This is a genomic window from Agrobacterium sp. M50-1 (assembly GCF_049843495.1).
Classification (GTDB): domain Bacteria; phylum Pseudomonadota; class Alphaproteobacteria; order Rhizobiales; family Rhizobiaceae; genus Agrobacterium; species Agrobacterium radiobacter.
Genome location: NZ_JBBHZH010000012.1, coordinates 44,015 through 60,549 on the forward strand (window position 1 = coordinate 44,015; position 16,535 = coordinate 60,549).

Here is a 16,535-nt window from a genome sequence, read left to right on the forward strand (position 1 = left end):
GATGAAAACGTCATTCATTTCATCGCTGGCGATGCAGAACAGCATGCGCAGCACCATTCTTAAGGCTCAGCTTGAGATGACCAATCTCAATACCGAGCTGACGACGGGCAAGCATGCGGATCTCGGCGTGACGCTGGGCGCCAACACCGCCCGCAGCCTCGATCTCAATCGCGATATCGACCGCATCACCTCGCTGGTCAGCGTCAATTCGATTGCAACGCAACGCCTCAAGTCCTCGCAGACGGCGCTGGACGGCATGGCGAAGGCCGCGCAGGAGATTCAGAAAGTTCTGGTCCCCAATACCAGCAGTGAAGCACCGACGCTGTCGACGGTTGCCCAGACCATCTCGAATGCGTTCAACAACTTCACCAGCTTCGCCAATACAGCGGTCAATGGCGAGTATCTGTTTTCCGGCATCAATACGGATGTGAAGCCTGTCGATGACTATTTCGCGGATGGATCTCCGCTGAAGGAAGCCTATGAGACGGAGTTGAACGCGTTCATGGCGGCGCAGACGCCGCCGGTGGGTGATTTTGCCAGCCTGTCGAAACCGCAGGTCGAAGCCTTCATGACCCATATCGAAGGCGTGTTCAACGGCACGACCACGGTCACGAACCCGCCGCATAGCAGCCTGACGGCCGGCCAGAACTATGATTTCTGGACGACCTTCGGTTCGAAGGCGAGCGACACAAACATGACGAGCCGCATCAGCCAGAACGAGGTTGTTGAAACGTCGAGCAATAGCAATTCGCAGGGCATGCGTTATTTCGCCTTGACCGCGATGACCTCCATGACCTTCCTCGACGCGAAGGTGGACAGCGGCATCCGCGAAATGGTGGCGATGAAGTCGGTGACCAATATCGGCACCGCCATCAATGGCCTGAACCAGCAGCAAAGCCAGCTTGGTCTTTCCGAAAGCCGTGTTTCGAAAGCCAATGATTCACTGGCCGCCCAGAAGAAGATCATCGAAACGCATCTGCTGGATATTGAGGGGATCGATACCTATGAGGCGAAGACCCGCCTCGATCTGCTGCAGCAGCAGATTGAAATCGCATACAGCCTCACGTCGCGTCTGCAAAAAATGAGTCTGGTAAACTACCTCTGATGAACAGGGGTGGCGGCAGATAAAGGATACATGAATGTACCAGTTTTCCTACGCCGAAATCATGGAGGATGGTGTCGCCAACGCGAAGGATCGCGAGCGGCAGGCGTTGACAAAATCGATCGACCTTCTGGTGGAGGCAAGGGATTCCTCTTCGCAGCGCCACACGATCGAAGCACTTTTTTACACTCGACGGGTCTGGATCCGCTTCATTGAGGATCTCAAGCAGCCCGACAACCAGCTGGCCATGGAACTCAGAGCCAATCTGATCTCCATCGCGATCTGGATTTTGAAAGAGTGCGAACTGATCCGGAAACGTCAGTCGACGAATTTCCAGGGCATAATTGACGTGACAACCATCATCAGGGATGGACTGAAATGAAAAGTACACTTCGAATTTCGCTGAAATCGGGCGAAAAGATTTTCATCAACGGCGCGGTTCTGCGTGTGGATCGCAAGGTGGCGCTCGAATTCCTGAACGATGTCACGTTCCTGCTTGAAAACCACGTTCTGCAGCCCGACCAGGCGACGACGCCGCTCAGGCAGCTCTATTTCATCGCGCAGATGATCCTCATCAACCCGGAAGGACGCGATCAGTCGACCAACATGTTCCGCAAGTCGGTCAGCATGCTGCTGAATTGCTTCCAGCATGATGAGGTTCTGGCGGAACTCAAGCGGATCGACGGGCTGGTTGCGTCGGGCAAGGCTTTCGAGGCGCTCAAAGCCATTCGTGGTCTTTATCCGATCGAGGAAAAAATCCTCAGCAATCAGGAAATGACCCCCGCAACCATTGAACAGATTCGCAAGGAGATAGCACCATGGCGGTAGATGCAGTCAGTTCGGCAGCGTCAAATCCCTGGGCCAATGCCGGTGCGAACAGCACTGATGGCAACGCGGCATCGCTCAACTACGACAGCTTCCTGAAGCTCCTCATCGCCCAGATGAAGAACCAGGATCCGACCAGCCCGATGGATGCCGGCCAGCAGATGTCGCAGCTGGCAAGCTTCTCGCAGGTCGAGCAGACGATCAAGACCAACAGCCACTTGAAGAGCATGCTGCAGGCCGAAGCGCTGACGCGCGCTTCTGATCTGGTCGGCAAGACGGTCAAGAGCGCCGACGACAAGGTCACCGGCGTGGTGAAGGAAGTCGAAGTCTATTCGGACGGCGTTGTCGCCATCACGGAAGCTGGTGACAAAGTGCTGCTGCAGGCTGGTGTGACCTTCTCGAACGGCCCGATCGCGACTACACCTGATAGCGATGGCGATTCGGATAAGTCAGCCGGTTCGTGATATGAAAGGGGCGGTATGATGCCGCCCTTCTGAATAAAGGATGCGACGATGAACGAGGCCGATGCGCTTGATATCATGCAGGCGGCAGTCTGGACGGTTCTCGTCGCGGCCGGACCGGCGGTTCTCGCCGCCATGATCGTCGGTGTCGTCATTGCCTTCATCCAGGCCCTGACCCAGGTTCAGGAAATGACGCTGACCTTCGTTCCCAAGATCGTCACGATCATGCTCGTGCTCGGCGTCGCCGCTCCCTTCGTGGGCGCGCAGATATCGCTCTTTTCCAATCTCGTCTTCTCCCGCATTCAATCCGGCTTCTGACGCCCGTCCGCTATGGATGCCACCTTCGCGCAAGCTTCGGCGGCTAGGGATAGGCTGAAGCATCGGGCCGAATTGCGTTCGCTTTTCGAAAACCGGTGCCGCGGAACCGTGCGGCGGCTTTTCCGTCGCCCTTCTCATGAAGAGACAGGACGATTTTATGGCGCAACCACCAGTCATCTCCTTGCCCAAGGTAAGTCCGAGCATGCGAGACATCGGTTTCGCATTGGGCATTGTGGCGATCCTTTGCGTTCTCTTCCTGCCCATTCCGGTCATTCTGGTGGATATTGGTCTGGCGTTTTCGATTGCGCTTTCGGTGCTTATCCTCATGGTGGCGCTCTGGATTCAGCGGCCGCTCGATTTCTCGTCTTTCCCGACCGTGCTGCTGATCGCGACCATGATCCGCCTGTCGCTGAACATTGCGACGACGCGTGTCATCCTGTCCCACGGCAATGAGGGACCGACGGCGGCGGGCGGTGTGATTGCGGGCTTCTCCAGCCTCGTCATGTCCGGCGACTTCGTCATCGGTCTGATCGTCTTTCTGATCCTGATCACCGTCAACTTCATCGTCATCACCAAGGGCGCGACGCGTATCGCCGAAGTCGGCGCCCGCTTCACGCTCGATGCTATCCCCGGCAAGCAGATGTCGATCGACGCCGATCTGTCCGCCGGCATCATTGACGAAAAGGAAGCCCAGCGCCGCCGCCGCGAACTGGAAGAGGAAAGCTCCTTCTTCGGCTCGATGGACGGCGCCTCGAAATTCGTGCGCGGCGACGCGATCGCCGGTCTCATCATCACCGCCATCAACGTCTTCGGCGGAATCATCATCGGTTATTTCCGCCACGGGATGCCGATCGGCGAAGCGGCTGATGTTTTCGTCAAGCTTTCGGTCGGTGACGGTATCGTCTCGCAGATCCCGGCCCTGATCGTATCGCTGGCCGCCGGCCTTCTGGTGTCGCGCGGCGGCACCGCCGGTTCGACCGATCAGGCGGTCGTCAATCAGCTGAGCGGTTATCCGCGCGCGCTGATGGTCTCGGCCATGCTGATGGGACTGCTCGCCGTCATTCCGGGCCTTCCCTTCCTGCCCTTCATCTTCCTCGGCGGCATCATGGCCTTCGGCAGCTGGTATATTCCACGCCAGGCGGAAGCCGAAAGCGCGCTGCGGCGTCAGGAAGAGGAGAACAAGGTTCTCCAGACCACCGAGGCGGAAAAGGATTCGGTCAAGCAGGTGCTGAAGACGGCAGAGATCGAACTGGCGCTCGGCAAGCAGGTTTCCACCCGTCTTCTCGGCGCGCATCAGGAACTGGCTTTCCGCGTCGGCAAGATGCGCAAGAAATTCGCGAGCCAATATGGTTTCGTGGTGCCCGAGATCAAGGTCGCCGACGACATCATGATCCCGGAAAAGGCCTATCAGATCCGCGTCCACGGCACGACCATCGCCTCCAGCAGCCTGCGTGTCGGTGATGTTCTTGTCGTGACGGGTGCAGGGCGCAAGCCGAGCATTCCGGGCGACGAAATCCGTGAACCCGCCTTCGGCATGCCCGCCGTCTCCATTCTCGAAACCTTCACCGAGGATTTGAAGCGCGAAGGCTTCCACCCGATCGACAACGTCTCCGTGGTGCTGACGCATCTGAGCGAAGTCATCCGCAACAACCTGCCGCAGCTCCTGTCCTATAAGGACGTCAAGATCCTCATCGACAGGCTTGATCCCGAATACAAGAAGCTCGCCGACGAGATCTGCTCGTCGCACATGTCCTATTCCGGTCTGCAGGCGGTGCTGAAACTGCTGCTCGCCGAGCGCGTGTCGATCCGCAACCTGCATCTCATTCTCGAAGCGGTCGCCGAACTCGCGCCGCATGTGCGCAAGACGGAACAGATCGTCGAACATGTGCGGGTGCGCATGTCGCAGCAGCTCTGCGGCGATCTGGCCGACAATGGCGTGTTGCGCGTCCTGCGCCTCGGCAACAAGTGGGATATGGTTTTCCATCAGGCGCTCAAGCGCGACCAGAAGGGCGAAATCGTCGAATTCGACATCGATCCCCGCCATCTCGAGGAGTTTTCCGAGCAGGCATCCAAAGTTATCCGTGAATTCATGGATCGCGGCCTGCCCTTTGTCCTTGTAACCTCGCCGGAAACGCGGTCCTATGTGCGCATGATTATCGAGCGACTCTTTGCGACCCTGCCGGTTCTTTCGCATGTGGAACTGGCCAAGGGTCTCGAGATCAAGATTCTGGGCGCCATTTCATGATAACCGACCCGCAGGGGACAATCATTGCATTGTTCCTTGCCATTTGCCGTATCGGCGCATGCTTCATGACCATGCCGGGCTTTTCAAGCTCGCGCATTTCGCCGCAGATTCGCATGCTTCTGTGCGTCGCGGTGTCCATGGCGCTTCTGCCCGTGCTGTGGGACACGATCTATCCGAAAGTTTCCGGCGCAAGCCAGGGCACGGTCGTCGGCCTCATCTTTACCGAGGTTGTCATCGGTTCGATGTATGGCCTGATCGCGCGGTTCTACACGCTCGGTTTCCAGTTCACCGGTGCGCTCATCGGCGCTTCCATCGGTCTCAGTGCGCCGGGCGGCGCCGATGTCATCGAAGACGTGCAGGAAAACCAGATATCCAACTTCATCACCTTCGGCGGCCTGCTGGTGCTTTTCATATTCGATTTCCACCACATCGTCCTCAAGGCGCTGGTGGATTCCTATACCGCCACACCGGTCGGCGCGCTCATCAGCGGCCAGAAGATGCTGATTACGCTGACCGATACGCTCCGGGCCTCCTTCTCGATCATGCTGCGGCTCGCCAGCCCCTTCGTAATTTACGGCTTGATGTTCAACGTCGCGGTTGGCCTCATCAACAAGCTCGCACCGCAGATCCCGGTTTTCTTCATATCGACGCCCTTCATTCTCGCGGGCGGCATTTTCATGCTTTACCTGTCGGTCGCGGCCCTCATCCGCCAATTCGTGGATGGTTTCGGCCCGGTCTTCATCGGCTTTTGATCGGGAGAAAACGCCATGGCTTCGGACAAGCGCTCGGCCAAACTCAAACGTCTCGTAACGGTTCAGCGGCACATGGAGAAAATGGCCGAGGTGGAACTTGCCGACACCACCCGCACCCGCACTGAAGTGGCGCAATCCATGGAGAACGTGCTGGAGGCGATGAGTTCCATGGAGCCTGTGCATCAGACATTCTCCAAGCATTATTCGGACCGCTACGGCCGTCTCGTCGTCCAGGACCGCCAGCTTGAAGGCGTTCAGCAATTTCAGGAAAACAAGGTCCTGAAGGAAAAGACCAAGGCCGACAGGCTTGAGGACCGGATGCACATCGCCCGCGATCTTGAGGATCGCGAGGCCGACGATAATGCAATCTATGATTTGTTAGAAATTACGAATGTTTCCCACACACCAGCCTCCAGCAAGGTTGGCGATCCATAATCTGTCCCATTGTTGCATCGCAGGCGTTTTGAGGACGCCTCCGGCGATGTTTCTTGATTGAGCGGATGTGCCGGCTTTCTGTGCCGCCCATTCGTCAGCTCGGGAGATCTGGACGTGGCGATATCGGTGATAAGTGATCTGGTGATGGATGTGGTTCGCGCTGCGGATCCCCAGGAAGTTCAGGTCGCGCAGGAAAAACTCAAGGCGAACAAGGCGGCTTTTGCCGCAACCAGCCTTGCCGATGCCGGCAAGGGTTTTGGCGCTGCGGTCGATATGCTGGATGGCGCTTCCTCGAAGGCTGGCCTCGGGGACACTAATATTCGCGCGGCCCGCACCGAAATCCCGGAAACCTACCGCAAATATGAAGCCTCGGTACTCCAGACCTTCGTGGCCAACATGCTGCCGAAAGACAGCGAGGAAGTTTACGGCAAGGGCAATGCCGGCGAGATCTGGAAAAGCATGATGGCCGAACAGTTTGCTGACACGATCTCCAGAAATGGCGGCGTCGGCATTGCGGAGCAGGCTTACAAGGATGCGTTGCGGAAAGCCGAAAGCAAAGGCATTACCGACGTATCGATGAATGAAAAAGACCATAATGCTGCAATTCGGATGGTGGCGGAGTTCGAGCGGCAGGTCCTCGGTGTTTCCAATGAGAAAACAGACGAGGCTTGATAATGAAAAACCTTAACGAGGAGACAAGCATGGACCTTATGTCGAACGACCACCGTATCCAATCCGTTCTCGGCCGCCTTGAGATGATCATCGACAATGAGAACGACAATATCGGTAAGGACCCACAGTTCGACTTCAAGGTCTCCAATGCTCACAAGAGCCGTTGCCTTTATGAGCTGACGATGCTGTTCCGCGATACGCCGCGCGAGGAAATCGCCGCCGGTTACATGGAACAGGTCAAGGGCATCAAGTCCAAGCTAGCCACCAACGCCAGCCGTGTCGAGGCGCATCTGAACGCGGTTCGCGCCGTTGCGGACTTGCTCAAGAACGCGATCCAGGAAGCCGATACGGACGGCACCTATTCGCAGGAACAATTCATGTACGGTGCTGCCTCCTGATGTTGAAGCTTCTTCTCACCGGCGTCTGGGTTTGCGCCGTCACGCTCGGCGCGGTGTATTTCTCCGTCCAGTTGGCGACGGCGCCCGCGCCGGATGAGGCGGGGGCGAAAAAGGCCAGTCTGCAACTGGTCAAGGGTGAAAGCATCACGATCCCCGTCATCAATGACGGCGGGGTGAACGGCTATTTCCTCAGCCGTATTTCCTTGCGCGTCGACAAGACCAAGATGGCGAAGATCGAGCTGCCGGCGACACAGCTGATGACCGATGAATTGTTCACGCTGCTCGCGGGTTCTTCCATGGTCAATATCGCCAACATCTCCACCTTCGATCCCGAAGCCTTCAAGCAGCGCATCCGCGAGGGGCTGAACAAGAGGCTCGATGACGAGGTGGTCGAGGATGTGCTGATCGAACAGCTCGATTATCTGTCGAAAGCCGACATCCGTGAGCAGAACGGCAACGGCACGCCGCGCTCGGTCAAGCTCGTCGAAGGCGAGAAGGCCGAAGCCGGAAAAGAAGCGGCTGCGGCGCCAAGCCACTGACGGCCAAGGGGCGAGGGGGCTTTGGCCGGCTGCAGGATGCGGAGCACCTTTCTGGTTAATTGTCTCTTGCCGCATCCCCGGGCATTCGAGAGATTGCTTTCAAGCTAAATTCAACCTGCACCTGTATAAACAGACCCATGAACCACCATCCCGCAGACCATGCGTCGGATCGGTGGCGACGGGTTTGGTATTGGGGGTTGGCAATGAGTTTCGCGTCAGGTTTCGCGCGGCCGGGATCGCAACGGAATATCCACGGACTGCGCGTCTGTGATCTCGATTGGAATGGGGCGCTGGAATTGCTCAGTAGCAGGGCTTCAGCCTGTGAAGGGCACACGATGCTGTCCTTTCTTACTCTGGAGAAAGCGAAGCTGTCGCTCAAGGACAATGCCTACCGACAGATTCTGGAAAGCTGCCTGCTTCTGCCGCAGGGCAAGGCAATGAGGGCCGCCGCGCGCAACGGGAATGGCGAGCCTGTGCGTGCCGCCATCGACGGCGTCGCCTTCACCATGGCGCTTCTGACCTATATGGCGGTGCCGAAACGGATCGGTGTAGCTGGAGATGATGCGGCGCAGATCGGTGAGGTTCTCGCCAAGTTGCGGGCGCATGCACCCTGGCACGATTTCGTCATGCTGAACCGGGATGCATCGGGCGTTAAGGTGGATGTTCTGCTGGCGGGAATGCTGAAGGAAAACCAGGAGACATGGCTGCACCGCACGGTCAGTCGCGAGAATGCGCGGGTCACCATCGCGGTTGGGCCTCTGTTCAAGGTTCTGTCATCCGAAGTGGCCGGTATGCCGGAAATTTTCCGCAAGCTTCACATGAGCTGGCTCTACAGCCTTTGCGCCGAACCCTGGCACATCGCGCTCGGCAAGAGCTGAGACAACGTCTGCAATCGCCGCGTTAACCATTTGTTTGCCACGATCCTTTAACCTCCCGTAAGGTTTTGACAGTCGCCCGTGGCGGGCGGCGCCGAGCGCGGCAGACGGCTTCAGATGGTTGATGACAATCCGGACATGATGGCGATCCGCCCTGACGAGGATGATGTCGCCGCGCCAGTATCGCAATGGCGCAGACATTGGCTGCGGCTCCTGACGTCCGGGTGCATCGCCGCTGCCACCGTTGCCGGGGCTGCCCTTCCGCTTCTGCTCATCGATTCCGGCTTTCGCGGTTATGTTTCGCAGGCCCGGATCGAGGTTACCCAGACCGCCTATGATGCCCCCGATACGGCCCGTTTTCTGGCGATGGCGCGTCGCACCCTGCTGTCACCCTCCGGGCTCGACCGTATAACCGCCGATCTCAAACTGAAACCCGCCGATATGGTCGGCGTTCGCAATCAGGGCGAGCTTGGCCTGCTTTTCGACCTTCTGACCGGCGCGGATGCGCGTCCGCTGTCCGCGCGTGAGGCGCTGAACGGCGCGGTGGGCCAGGCGATCCGGCTGGAACTGACACCGGATGAAAATACGCTGATCGTGACCGGTAAGGCCGCGACGCCGGAAACCGCCATGCGGCTGACCGATTATCTTTCGATGCGCGTGATCGCGGATGGCAAGGCCGGCACGATGACACCAGCCATGCGCGAGACGGAGAGGGCGCGGACAAGGCTCGATGAGGCGGAAGCCGCGCTGAACGGTTTCCAGATGCGTCACGGTGACGCCGTAATGTCCGAGGTGCAGCAACTCGAGCAGCAGCTGCGCGACGTAAACGATAGGCTTGCCGGAATTACCCCGCAGCAACAATCCATTCAGGCTGATTTGACGGCGGCTTCGGGCCTGAAACCGAATGATGTCTTTGTGAAGCCTCTGCCGGCCGGCGTGGCTTTTTCGGCGCTTGAGGACGTCAGGCAGAAGCATGCGAGCGCCAGCATGGCGCTTGCTGCCGTTTCGGTCGATTATGGCCCGAAACATCCCCGCAGCATCGCCGCCCAGAATGCAGTGGACGCGGCACAGGCACTTGCCGCCCCCGCATTGCGGCAGTTACTCGACGGTCTGCGGGCGGATGAAAAGCGCATCGCTCAGGAGGCCGCGACCGCCAATGGCGAGCACAGGAAATACCTCGACCGCCTGAGCGAGCTCGGTGTCGCCCCCGGCGAGTTCTCGAGATTGCAGGGTGAACTGGAAACAGCGCGAAATACCTATCTGGAGGCAAGCGAACGCCGTGACCTGTCCGCATCCGCCACGCCTGCGGTCGAAACACGTTTGACCAAGAAGGCAGCACCGGGAGAATTGACCCGCGACCTGACGCAGGCCGCCATGCTGGCGGGCGGCGGCGGATTAATCGGCTTGCTAAGCAGTCTCTATCTCCTGAGCTACCGCCGCCATGACGAGGAAGAAGAGGGCGCATGGCTCATCGAAGACGGTGCGCAACTTCCATCCTCCGTCGAGCCGCCGGTCCAGTCTCTGCAGGTTTCTGAATTCGAACCGATCGAGCCTGCTGTGTTTGACGATCTGCCGGATCTTGCCGCAGAGGGCAACATCGAGCCGGAGGAAGACAGCTTCGCAGATTATTATGGCGAGGCCGTCAATGATGACGACGATATGCCGCTGGACGAACGCGTGCGTCAGGTCCTGATGGGCAACCGCACGGTCGGCACTGCTGATCCGGCCTCCTCCGGGCTTCCTCCGCTCCTGGCGGAAGCTCTTGCCGGGCGCTTCGACCATGCTCAGGCCGAAGCCGAGGAGCTGATGGAATTGCGACGCGAATTGGCGTTCCTGAGAGAGCGTCTTACCGATTACGCCGATCACCGCGAAGACTACCGCAAAACAGCCTGAAAACGCCGCATTTTAGCTTGCATTCCTGCGAAGGGGGCACCATACGGAGCCTACGTAACCCAGCAGGAGCAGGACGCATGGCAGTTGTGATTGACGGGAAGGCGAAGGCGGCTTCGGTAACGGAGGCGGTCCGCAAATCGGCAGAAGCGCTTGAGGCGGAAAAGGGCGTAAAGCCCGGTCTCGCGGTTGTCATCGTCGGAAATGATCCGGCCAGCCATGCTTACGTGAACTCCAAAAGCAAGATGGCCAAGCAATGCGGTTTCAATTCCATCCAGCACACGCTGCCGGAGGAAACCACGCAAGCTGACCTTCTGAAGCTGGTCGGCGAACTGAACGCCGATGCCTCCATTCACGGCATTCTGGTGCAGCTGCCGCTGCCGAAACACTTCAATTCCGATGAGATCATCCAGTCGATCCTGCCCGAAAAGGATGTCGATGGCCTGAGCGTGCTGAACGCCGGCAAGCTCGCGACCGGCGATCTCGCCACCGGGCTCATCTCCTGCACGCCCGCCGGCGCCATGCTTCTGGTGCGCGGCATTCACGGCGATGATCTCTCCGGCCTCAACGCCGTGGTCATTGGCCGCTCCAACCTGTTCGGCAAGCCCATGGGCCAGCTTCTGTTGAATGCCAACGCCACGGTGACGATGGCGCATTCGCGCACCAAGGATCTGGCCGCCGTCTGCAAGACGGCCGATATTCTCGTCGCGGCGGTCGGCCGCGCGGCGATGGTGAAGGGCGACTGGGTGAAATCAGGCGCGACCGTCATCGATGTCGGCATCAACCGCATTCCCGCGCCGGAAAAGGGTGAAGGCAAGTCGAAGCTGGTGGGCGATGTCGCCTATGATGAAGCAAGCGCGGTTGCCGCCGCTATCACGCCGGTTCCGGGCGGTGTCGGCCCGATGACAATCGCCATGCTGATGGCCAACACCGTCATCGCCGCCCATCGCGCAGTGGGTCTGGCGGCGCCGAAGTTCTAAGCGGTTTAAAATGGCCGGCTACGCTTTCGGAGCCGGCCCCGTCGACGCGCGCACCACAAGTTCCGCCTTCCAGAGTTCCTGATATGGTTCCGTCTGGTTGAGCTTGATCCGGTTGATCAGGCGCTGGCCCACACGCACGCCCGCAGCCCTCAATGACGAGCGGGTGGTGGTGAGCGGGACGGAGAAATTATCGGGTTTCAGCAGCGGCAGCACATCGTCATGGGCGATCAGCGAAATATCCTTGCCGGGTTTTAAGCCTCGCTGATTGAGCGAGCGGATCGCGCCGAGCGCAAGCGCGGTACTGGCGCAGAGGATGGCGGTCGGTTTTTCCGGGCGTGAGAGCAGCGCTTCCATGCCGAGATAACCTTCCTCGTCGGTCATGCTGCCGTGTCTTACATTGTCCGCATGTAATGCCAGGCCGTTTGCCGCCATCGCCTTTTCCACTCCGAGACAGCGGCGGAAAGTGAAATCATAACCCGCGGGGCCGTTCAGCAGCCCGATGCGGGTATGGCCGAGCTGGAGGAGAAGCTGGGTGGCATCGCGGAAGGCGCCCTCATTGTCCACGTCGAGATAGGGATAGTCCTCCTCCACGCCGATGGAGCGGCCATGCACGAGGAAGGGCAGGGAGAGCGACTGCATCATGGCGATGCGTGGATCGTTGTTCTTCATATAGGCGAGATAGATGCCGTCGACGCTGCCGCTGGCCGCCAGCCCACGCAGGGCTTCGCGCTCCTTTTCCGGCTCGGTTGGCATGATGACGAGATGAAAGCCGCTACGTGATGCTTCCTCACCGAGGCCGCTCAGGAATTCGCCGAAATGCACATCCGAACGGTGATGCTCGCCAATCGGCATCACAAGTCCGATGGAGCCGACCTTGCCCGTCGCCAGCCGTTGCGCTGCCGCATTCGGGCGATATCCGGTTTTTTCGGCAGCCTCCATGACACGGCGGCGGGTTTCGGCGCTGACTTCCGGATAGCCGTTGAGCGCCCTGCTGATCGTCGTCTGCGAAATGCCCAGCAGTTGCGACAACTGTTTCAGGTTCATGTCTGTCATTCCTCCATGCGCGCGCCCGAGAATACGGCAAAGCCGCTCCTCAATTCCCAAAGCGCTTTAGATTTTTACCAGCCTCCACCGTATTTCTCAATCGAAAAGGATAGCCGCCTTCCTAATTAAATATGACTATTCATGAGGCACTGCAACGTTTCCGAATAAAGAGCCTCTTGACTCTGTGTTAATGACAATGAGATGAATAGGCAGCCAAAGCGCTTTGATTGGAGAGGACGCTTTGAGCCTTTTATGTGATGGGAGGTAAATCACATGCGGAAGACTCTTTTGGCGACGGCTGCTGTCATGGCATTGCTGTCCGGTGCGGCCTTTGCCGCCGACCTGAAATTTGCACCCGGCGGGGACGCCAAGTTCAACTGGAAAAGCTACGAAGACTTCAAGGCGGCCCATGCCGACCTGAAGGGCCAGACGCTGACGATTTTCGGCCCCTGGCGTGGTGAGGATGAGGCTCTGTTCCAGTCGGTGCTCGCCTATTTCGCTGACGCGACCGGCGTGAATGTCCGTTATTCCTCGTCGGAAAACTACGAGCAGCAGATCGTCATCGACACGCAGGCGGGTTCGCCGCCCAATATCGCTATCCTGCCGCAGCCCGGCCTTCTGGCTGATCTCGCCGCCAAGGGCTTCCTCGTGCCGCTCGGCGATGCGACCGCCAGCTGGGTCAAGGAAAATTACGGCGCGGGCCAGTCCTGGGTCGATCTCGGCAGCTACAAGGGCAAGGACGGCAACAAGGCCTATTTCGCATTTCCCTTCAAGGCGGATGTGAAGTCGCTCGTCTGGTATGTGCCTGAGAACTTCGAGGAAGCGGGCTATAAGGTGCCCGAGAGCATGGAAGACCTGCTCAAGCTGACGGACCAGATCGTTGCCGATGGCGGCACGCCATGGTGCATCGGCCTCGGTTCCGGCGGCGCGACCGGCTGGCCGGCGACCGACTGGGTGGAAGACCTGATGCTGCGCACGCAGCCGCTCGATGTCTACCAGAAATGGACGACCAACGAGGTGAAGTTCACCGATCCGGCCGTGGTCGAGGCCATCAACGAATTCGGCAAATTCGCCAAGAACGAAAAATATGTGAGCGGCGGCGTCGCGGCCGTGGCCTCCACCGACTTCCGCGACAGCCCCAAGGGCCTCTTCGACATTCCGCCGAAGTGCTACCTGCACCATCAGGCGTCGTTCATTCCGTCCTTCTTCCCTGAGGGCACCAAGGTCGGAACGGATGCGGATTTCTTCTACATGCCGACCTATGCGTCCAAGCCTGAACTCGGCAAGCCGGTTCTCGGCGCGGGCACGCTCGTCACCATCACCAAGGAAGCGCCGGCTGCCAAGGCATTCGTAGAATTCCTGCAGACCCCGATCGCGCATGAGGTCTGGATGGCGCAGTCCAGCTTCCTGACGCCGTATAAGGGCGTGAATGTCGACACCTATGCCAATGAGCAGATGAAGCGCCAGGGCGAAATCCTGACGACCGCGACAAGCTTCGGTTTCGATGGTTCCGACCTGATGCCCGGCAAGATCGGCGCTGGCGCATTCTGGACCGGCATGATCGATTTCGTCGGCGGCAAGTCTGCCGATCAGGTCGCTGCCGATATTCAGAAGGCTTGGGACGGCCTGAAGTAACAATCGGCCGAGCAGATTCCGGAAAACTGTTCTGCGGTTTCCCGATCTGAATCTGCGGTAAAAAGTCCCGGCGGCTCGCTGCCGGGCCTTACCAACGGAACGGCCCCGACGACCGCATAAATCAGCGCGGCGCGGAGAGGATCAAGGGAGGGAACATGGCTCAACAACTCGTGTCTGCCATCGGCGTCATGGTAGCAGGTGTTTTTGCCTGCGCTGCCTATTACTGGCTGTCCGACAAGGCGCTGCAGGCAATCTTTCCCGTCCGCTCGGGAGACGTCATTCACGCCTCCCGCAACCTCAACCGCCGCGCCGCCGTCCGGCCCTGGCTGTTCATCGGCCCGGCGCTGATCCTTCTTCTCGTTTATCTGGTCTATCCCGTCATCGCGACGCTGATCCTGTCCTTTTATGACCGCACAGGCAGTGAATTTGTCGGTCTCGCCAATTATCGCTGGGCGTTTTTTGATGCCGGTTTCCGCCAGTCGATCTTCAACAATATTCTCTGGCTGGCCGTGGTGCCTGCCGCCTGCACCTTCTTCGGCCTCGTCATCGCCGTCATGACCGACCGTATCTGGTGGGGCAATATCGCCAAATCCATCGTTTTCATGCCGATGGCGATCTCTTTCGTCGGCGCCTCCGTCATCTGGAAGTTCATCTATGAATATCGCGCCGAAGGTCAGGTGCAGATCGGCCTCTTGAACGCCATCGTCGAGTTTTTCAGTGGCAATCCGCAGGTGTGGATTTCCATGCCGTTCTGGAACAATTTCTTCCTGATGGTCATCCTCATCTGGATCCAGACCGGTTTCGCCATGGTCATCCTCTCGGCGGCGCTGCGGGGCATCCCCGAGGAGACCATCGAGGCGGCGGTCATCGATGGCGCCAGTGGCTGGCAGATTTTCTGGAAGATCATGGTCCCGCAGATCTGGGGCACCATCGCCGTCGTCTGGACCACGATCACCATTCTCGTGCTCAAGGTTTTCGACATCGTGCTGACCATGACCAACGGCCAGTGGAACACCATGGTTCTCGCCAATCTCATGTTCGACTGGATGTTCCGCGGCGGCGGCGACAGCGGCCGAAGTGCTGTCATCGCGCTCATCATCATGGCGGCCGTCACCCCCATCATGGTCTGGAACATCCGCCAGGCCAACCGCGAGATGGAGGGCCGCTGAGATGAACATCTTCAAACGCCTTCGCCGCGTCGGCCTGCCGCGCCTCATCGTCCACGCCAGCGTCCTCGTCGTCGTGCTGCTCTGGCTTTTGCCCACACTCGGCATTCTCGTCAGCTCGCTGCGCGACAAGGACCAGATCACCGTGTCAGGCTGGTGGACGGCCTTTTCCAGTTCCGAACAGACTGCGGCTGTCCGCCTTGCGGATGCCTCCGTGCAGAGGCAGGATGGCAACCGCTACGTCATATCGGGCAATGTTTTCGAAAACGGGCAGGGTGGCCAAGTCGCCGCCTTCGGCGTTCGCGTGCAGGAGCCGACGGCGTTCAAAGCCGGGGAGGCTGCCGATATCGGTGATGGCGAAACACTCCTCGTCAATTCGGACGGCACTTATGAATACAGCAAGGCTGCAAGCTTTGAGGGTTCGCGCGGCAAGCGCGTCTATATTTCTGTTGCGACGCCACCCGTCTTTACACTCGATAATTATCGGACGGTCTTGACCTCGGAAGGCATCGGCCAGTCCTTCGTCAACTCGCTGACCGTAGCCGTGCCGGCAACCGTCATTCCCATCCTCATCGCCGCCTTTGCCGCCTATGCCCTGTCATGGATGAGCTTCTCTGGCCGCAATCTCCTGATTGCCATGGTGGTGGGCCTGATCGTCGTGCCGCTGCAGATGTCGCTGATACCGTTGCTACGGCTCTATAATGAAATCGGCACCATCTTCGGCGTGCCGTCCAAGACCTATGCCGGCATCTGGCTGGCGCACACCGCCTTCGGTCTGCCGCTCGCCATCTACCTGCTGCGCAACTATATTTCCGGCCTGCCGAAAGAGATCATCGAAAGTGCGCGTGTCGATGGCGCGAGCGACTTCGAAATCTTCGTCAAGATCATCCTGCCGCTGTCATTCCCGGCACTCGCCTCCTTCGCCATCTTCCAGTTCCTGTGGACCTGGAACGACCTGCTCGTCGCCATGGTCTTCCTCGGCACGCAAAAGGACGAGCTGGTGCTGACCGGCGCCTTGAACGCGCTGCTCGGTTCGCGCGGCGGCAACTGGGAAATCCTCACCGCCTCGGCCTTTGTCACCATCGTCGTGCCGCTTGGCGTCTTCTTCGCCCTTCAACGTTATCTCGTGCGTGGCCTGCTCGCAGGCTCCGTCAAGGGAGGCTGATTATTCCATGAACGCCCATACCAAACAGGATGA

18 protein-coding genes are annotated in these 16,535 nt (G+C 59.0%); 17 read left to right on the forward strand and 1 reads right to left on the reverse strand.

Features of this window, described 5'->3' with window-relative positions:
* The first annotated feature begins 1 nt into the window (after position 1).
* The 14 genes from WDZ78_RS22025 to WDZ78_RS22090 all read left to right on the forward strand — a co-directional run bounded on the left by WDZ78_RS22025 (position 2) and on the right by WDZ78_RS22090 (position 11,492).
* A complete protein-coding gene (locus tag WDZ78_RS22025) occupies positions 2-1,105 on the forward strand; it encodes a flagellar hook-associated family protein (protein ID WP_425674246.1) in 1,104 nt (367 codons plus the stop codon).
* 34 nt (positions 1,106-1,139) lie between these two features.
* Entirely contained in the window at positions 1,140-1,484 is a 345-nt protein-coding gene (gene flaF, locus WDZ78_RS22030) for a flagellar biosynthesis regulator FlaF (RefSeq protein ID WP_004432537.1), read from the forward strand.
* Entirely contained in the window at positions 1,481-1,930 is a 450-nt protein-coding gene (flbT, locus tag WDZ78_RS22035) for a flagellar biosynthesis repressor FlbT (RefSeq protein WP_020010440.1), read from the forward strand. The genes flaF and flbT overlap by 4 nt, the downstream gene beginning before the upstream one ends.
* Positions 1,921-2,391 carry a flagellar hook assembly protein FlgD gene (flgD, locus tag WDZ78_RS22040; protein WP_425674247.1) on the forward strand — a complete coding sequence of 157 codons (471 nt, stop codon included), beginning with the start codon at positions 1,921-1,923 and terminating at the stop codon, positions 2,389-2,391. The genes flbT and flgD overlap by 10 nt, the downstream gene beginning before the upstream one ends.
* A gap of 48 nt (positions 2,392-2,439) precedes the next feature.
* Entirely contained in the window at positions 2,440-2,706 is a 267-nt protein-coding gene (fliQ, locus tag WDZ78_RS22045; protein WP_003503352.1) for a flagellar biosynthesis protein FliQ, read from the forward strand.
* A gap of 157 nt (positions 2,707-2,863) precedes the next feature.
* Positions 2,864-4,951: a flagellar biosynthesis protein FlhA gene (flhA, locus tag WDZ78_RS22050; RefSeq protein WP_026363658.1), complete on the forward strand. Its 2,088-nt coding sequence runs from the start codon at positions 2,864-2,866 to the stop codon at positions 4,949-4,951.
* The gene (gene fliR, locus WDZ78_RS22055; protein WP_020010443.1) at positions 4,948-5,703 is read left to right on the forward strand and encodes a flagellar biosynthetic protein FliR; all 756 of its coding nucleotides are present in this window, start codon (positions 4,948-4,950) and stop codon (positions 5,701-5,703) included. Before flhA ends, fliR begins: the two co-directional genes overlap by 4 nt.
* Positions 5,704-5,718: 15 nt before the next feature.
* Entirely contained in the window at positions 5,719-6,138 is a 420-nt protein-coding gene (locus WDZ78_RS22060) for a hypothetical protein (RefSeq protein ID WP_003503349.1), read from the forward strand.
* A gap of 114 nt (positions 6,139-6,252) precedes the next feature.
* Positions 6,253-6,810: a rod-binding protein gene (locus WDZ78_RS22065; protein WP_003503348.1), complete on the forward strand. Its 558-nt coding sequence runs from the start codon at positions 6,253-6,255 to the stop codon at positions 6,808-6,810.
* A 29-nt stretch (positions 6,811-6,839) separates the two neighbouring features.
* Positions 6,840-7,208 carry a hypothetical protein gene (locus tag WDZ78_RS22070; protein WP_026363659.1) on the forward strand — a complete coding sequence of 123 codons (369 nt, stop codon included), beginning with the start codon at positions 6,840-6,842 and terminating at the stop codon, positions 7,206-7,208.
* Positions 7,208-7,747, forward strand: a complete 540-nt coding sequence (locus WDZ78_RS22075) for a flagellar basal body-associated FliL family protein (RefSeq protein ID WP_020010447.1) — start codon at positions 7,208-7,210, stop codon at positions 7,745-7,747. The genes WDZ78_RS22070 and WDZ78_RS22075 overlap by 1 nt, the downstream gene beginning before the upstream one ends.
* Positions 7,748-7,950: 203 nt before the next feature.
* Positions 7,951-8,625, forward strand: coding sequence for a WecB/TagA/CpsF family glycosyltransferase (locus WDZ78_RS22080; protein WP_425674248.1), 675 nt, complete (start codon positions 7,951-7,953; stop codon positions 8,623-8,625).
* Between the two features lie 114 nt (positions 8,626-8,739).
* Positions 8,740-10,515 carry a hypothetical protein gene (locus WDZ78_RS22085; RefSeq protein ID WP_425674249.1) on the forward strand — a complete coding sequence of 592 codons (1,776 nt, stop codon included), beginning with the start codon at positions 8,740-8,742 and terminating at the stop codon, positions 10,513-10,515.
* Between the two features lie 77 nt (positions 10,516-10,592).
* On the forward strand, positions 10,593-11,492 hold the full coding sequence (locus WDZ78_RS22090; RefSeq protein ID WP_026363662.1) for a bifunctional methylenetetrahydrofolate dehydrogenase/methenyltetrahydrofolate cyclohydrolase: 900 nt from the start codon (positions 10,593-10,595) through the stop codon (positions 11,490-11,492).
* 18 nt (positions 11,493-11,510) lie between these two features.
* Here the strand turns inward: WDZ78_RS22090 and WDZ78_RS22095 are convergent, their stop codons facing one another.
* A complete protein-coding gene (locus WDZ78_RS22095) occupies positions 11,511-12,536 on the reverse strand; it encodes a LacI family DNA-binding transcriptional regulator (RefSeq protein WP_026363663.1) in 1,026 nt (341 codons plus the stop codon).
* 273 nt (positions 12,537-12,809) lie between these two features.
* Between WDZ78_RS22095 and WDZ78_RS22100 the strand changes: the two genes are divergently transcribed.
* From WDZ78_RS22100 to WDZ78_RS22110, 3 genes are all read left to right on the forward strand, one after another.
* On the forward strand, positions 12,810-14,171 hold the full coding sequence (locus WDZ78_RS22100) for an ABC transporter substrate-binding protein (RefSeq protein WP_020010452.1): 1,362 nt from the start codon (positions 12,810-12,812) through the stop codon (positions 14,169-14,171).
* Positions 14,172-14,326: 155 nt separating this feature from the next.
* Positions 14,327-15,340: a carbohydrate ABC transporter permease gene (locus WDZ78_RS22105; protein ID WP_425674250.1), complete on the forward strand. Its 1,014-nt coding sequence runs from the start codon at positions 14,327-14,329 to the stop codon at positions 15,338-15,340.
* 1 nt (position 15,341) lies between these two features.
* Entirely contained in the window at positions 15,342-16,502 is a 1,161-nt protein-coding gene (locus tag WDZ78_RS22110; RefSeq protein ID WP_425674251.1) for a carbohydrate ABC transporter permease, read from the forward strand.
* Positions 16,503-16,535: the final 33 nt, after the last annotated feature.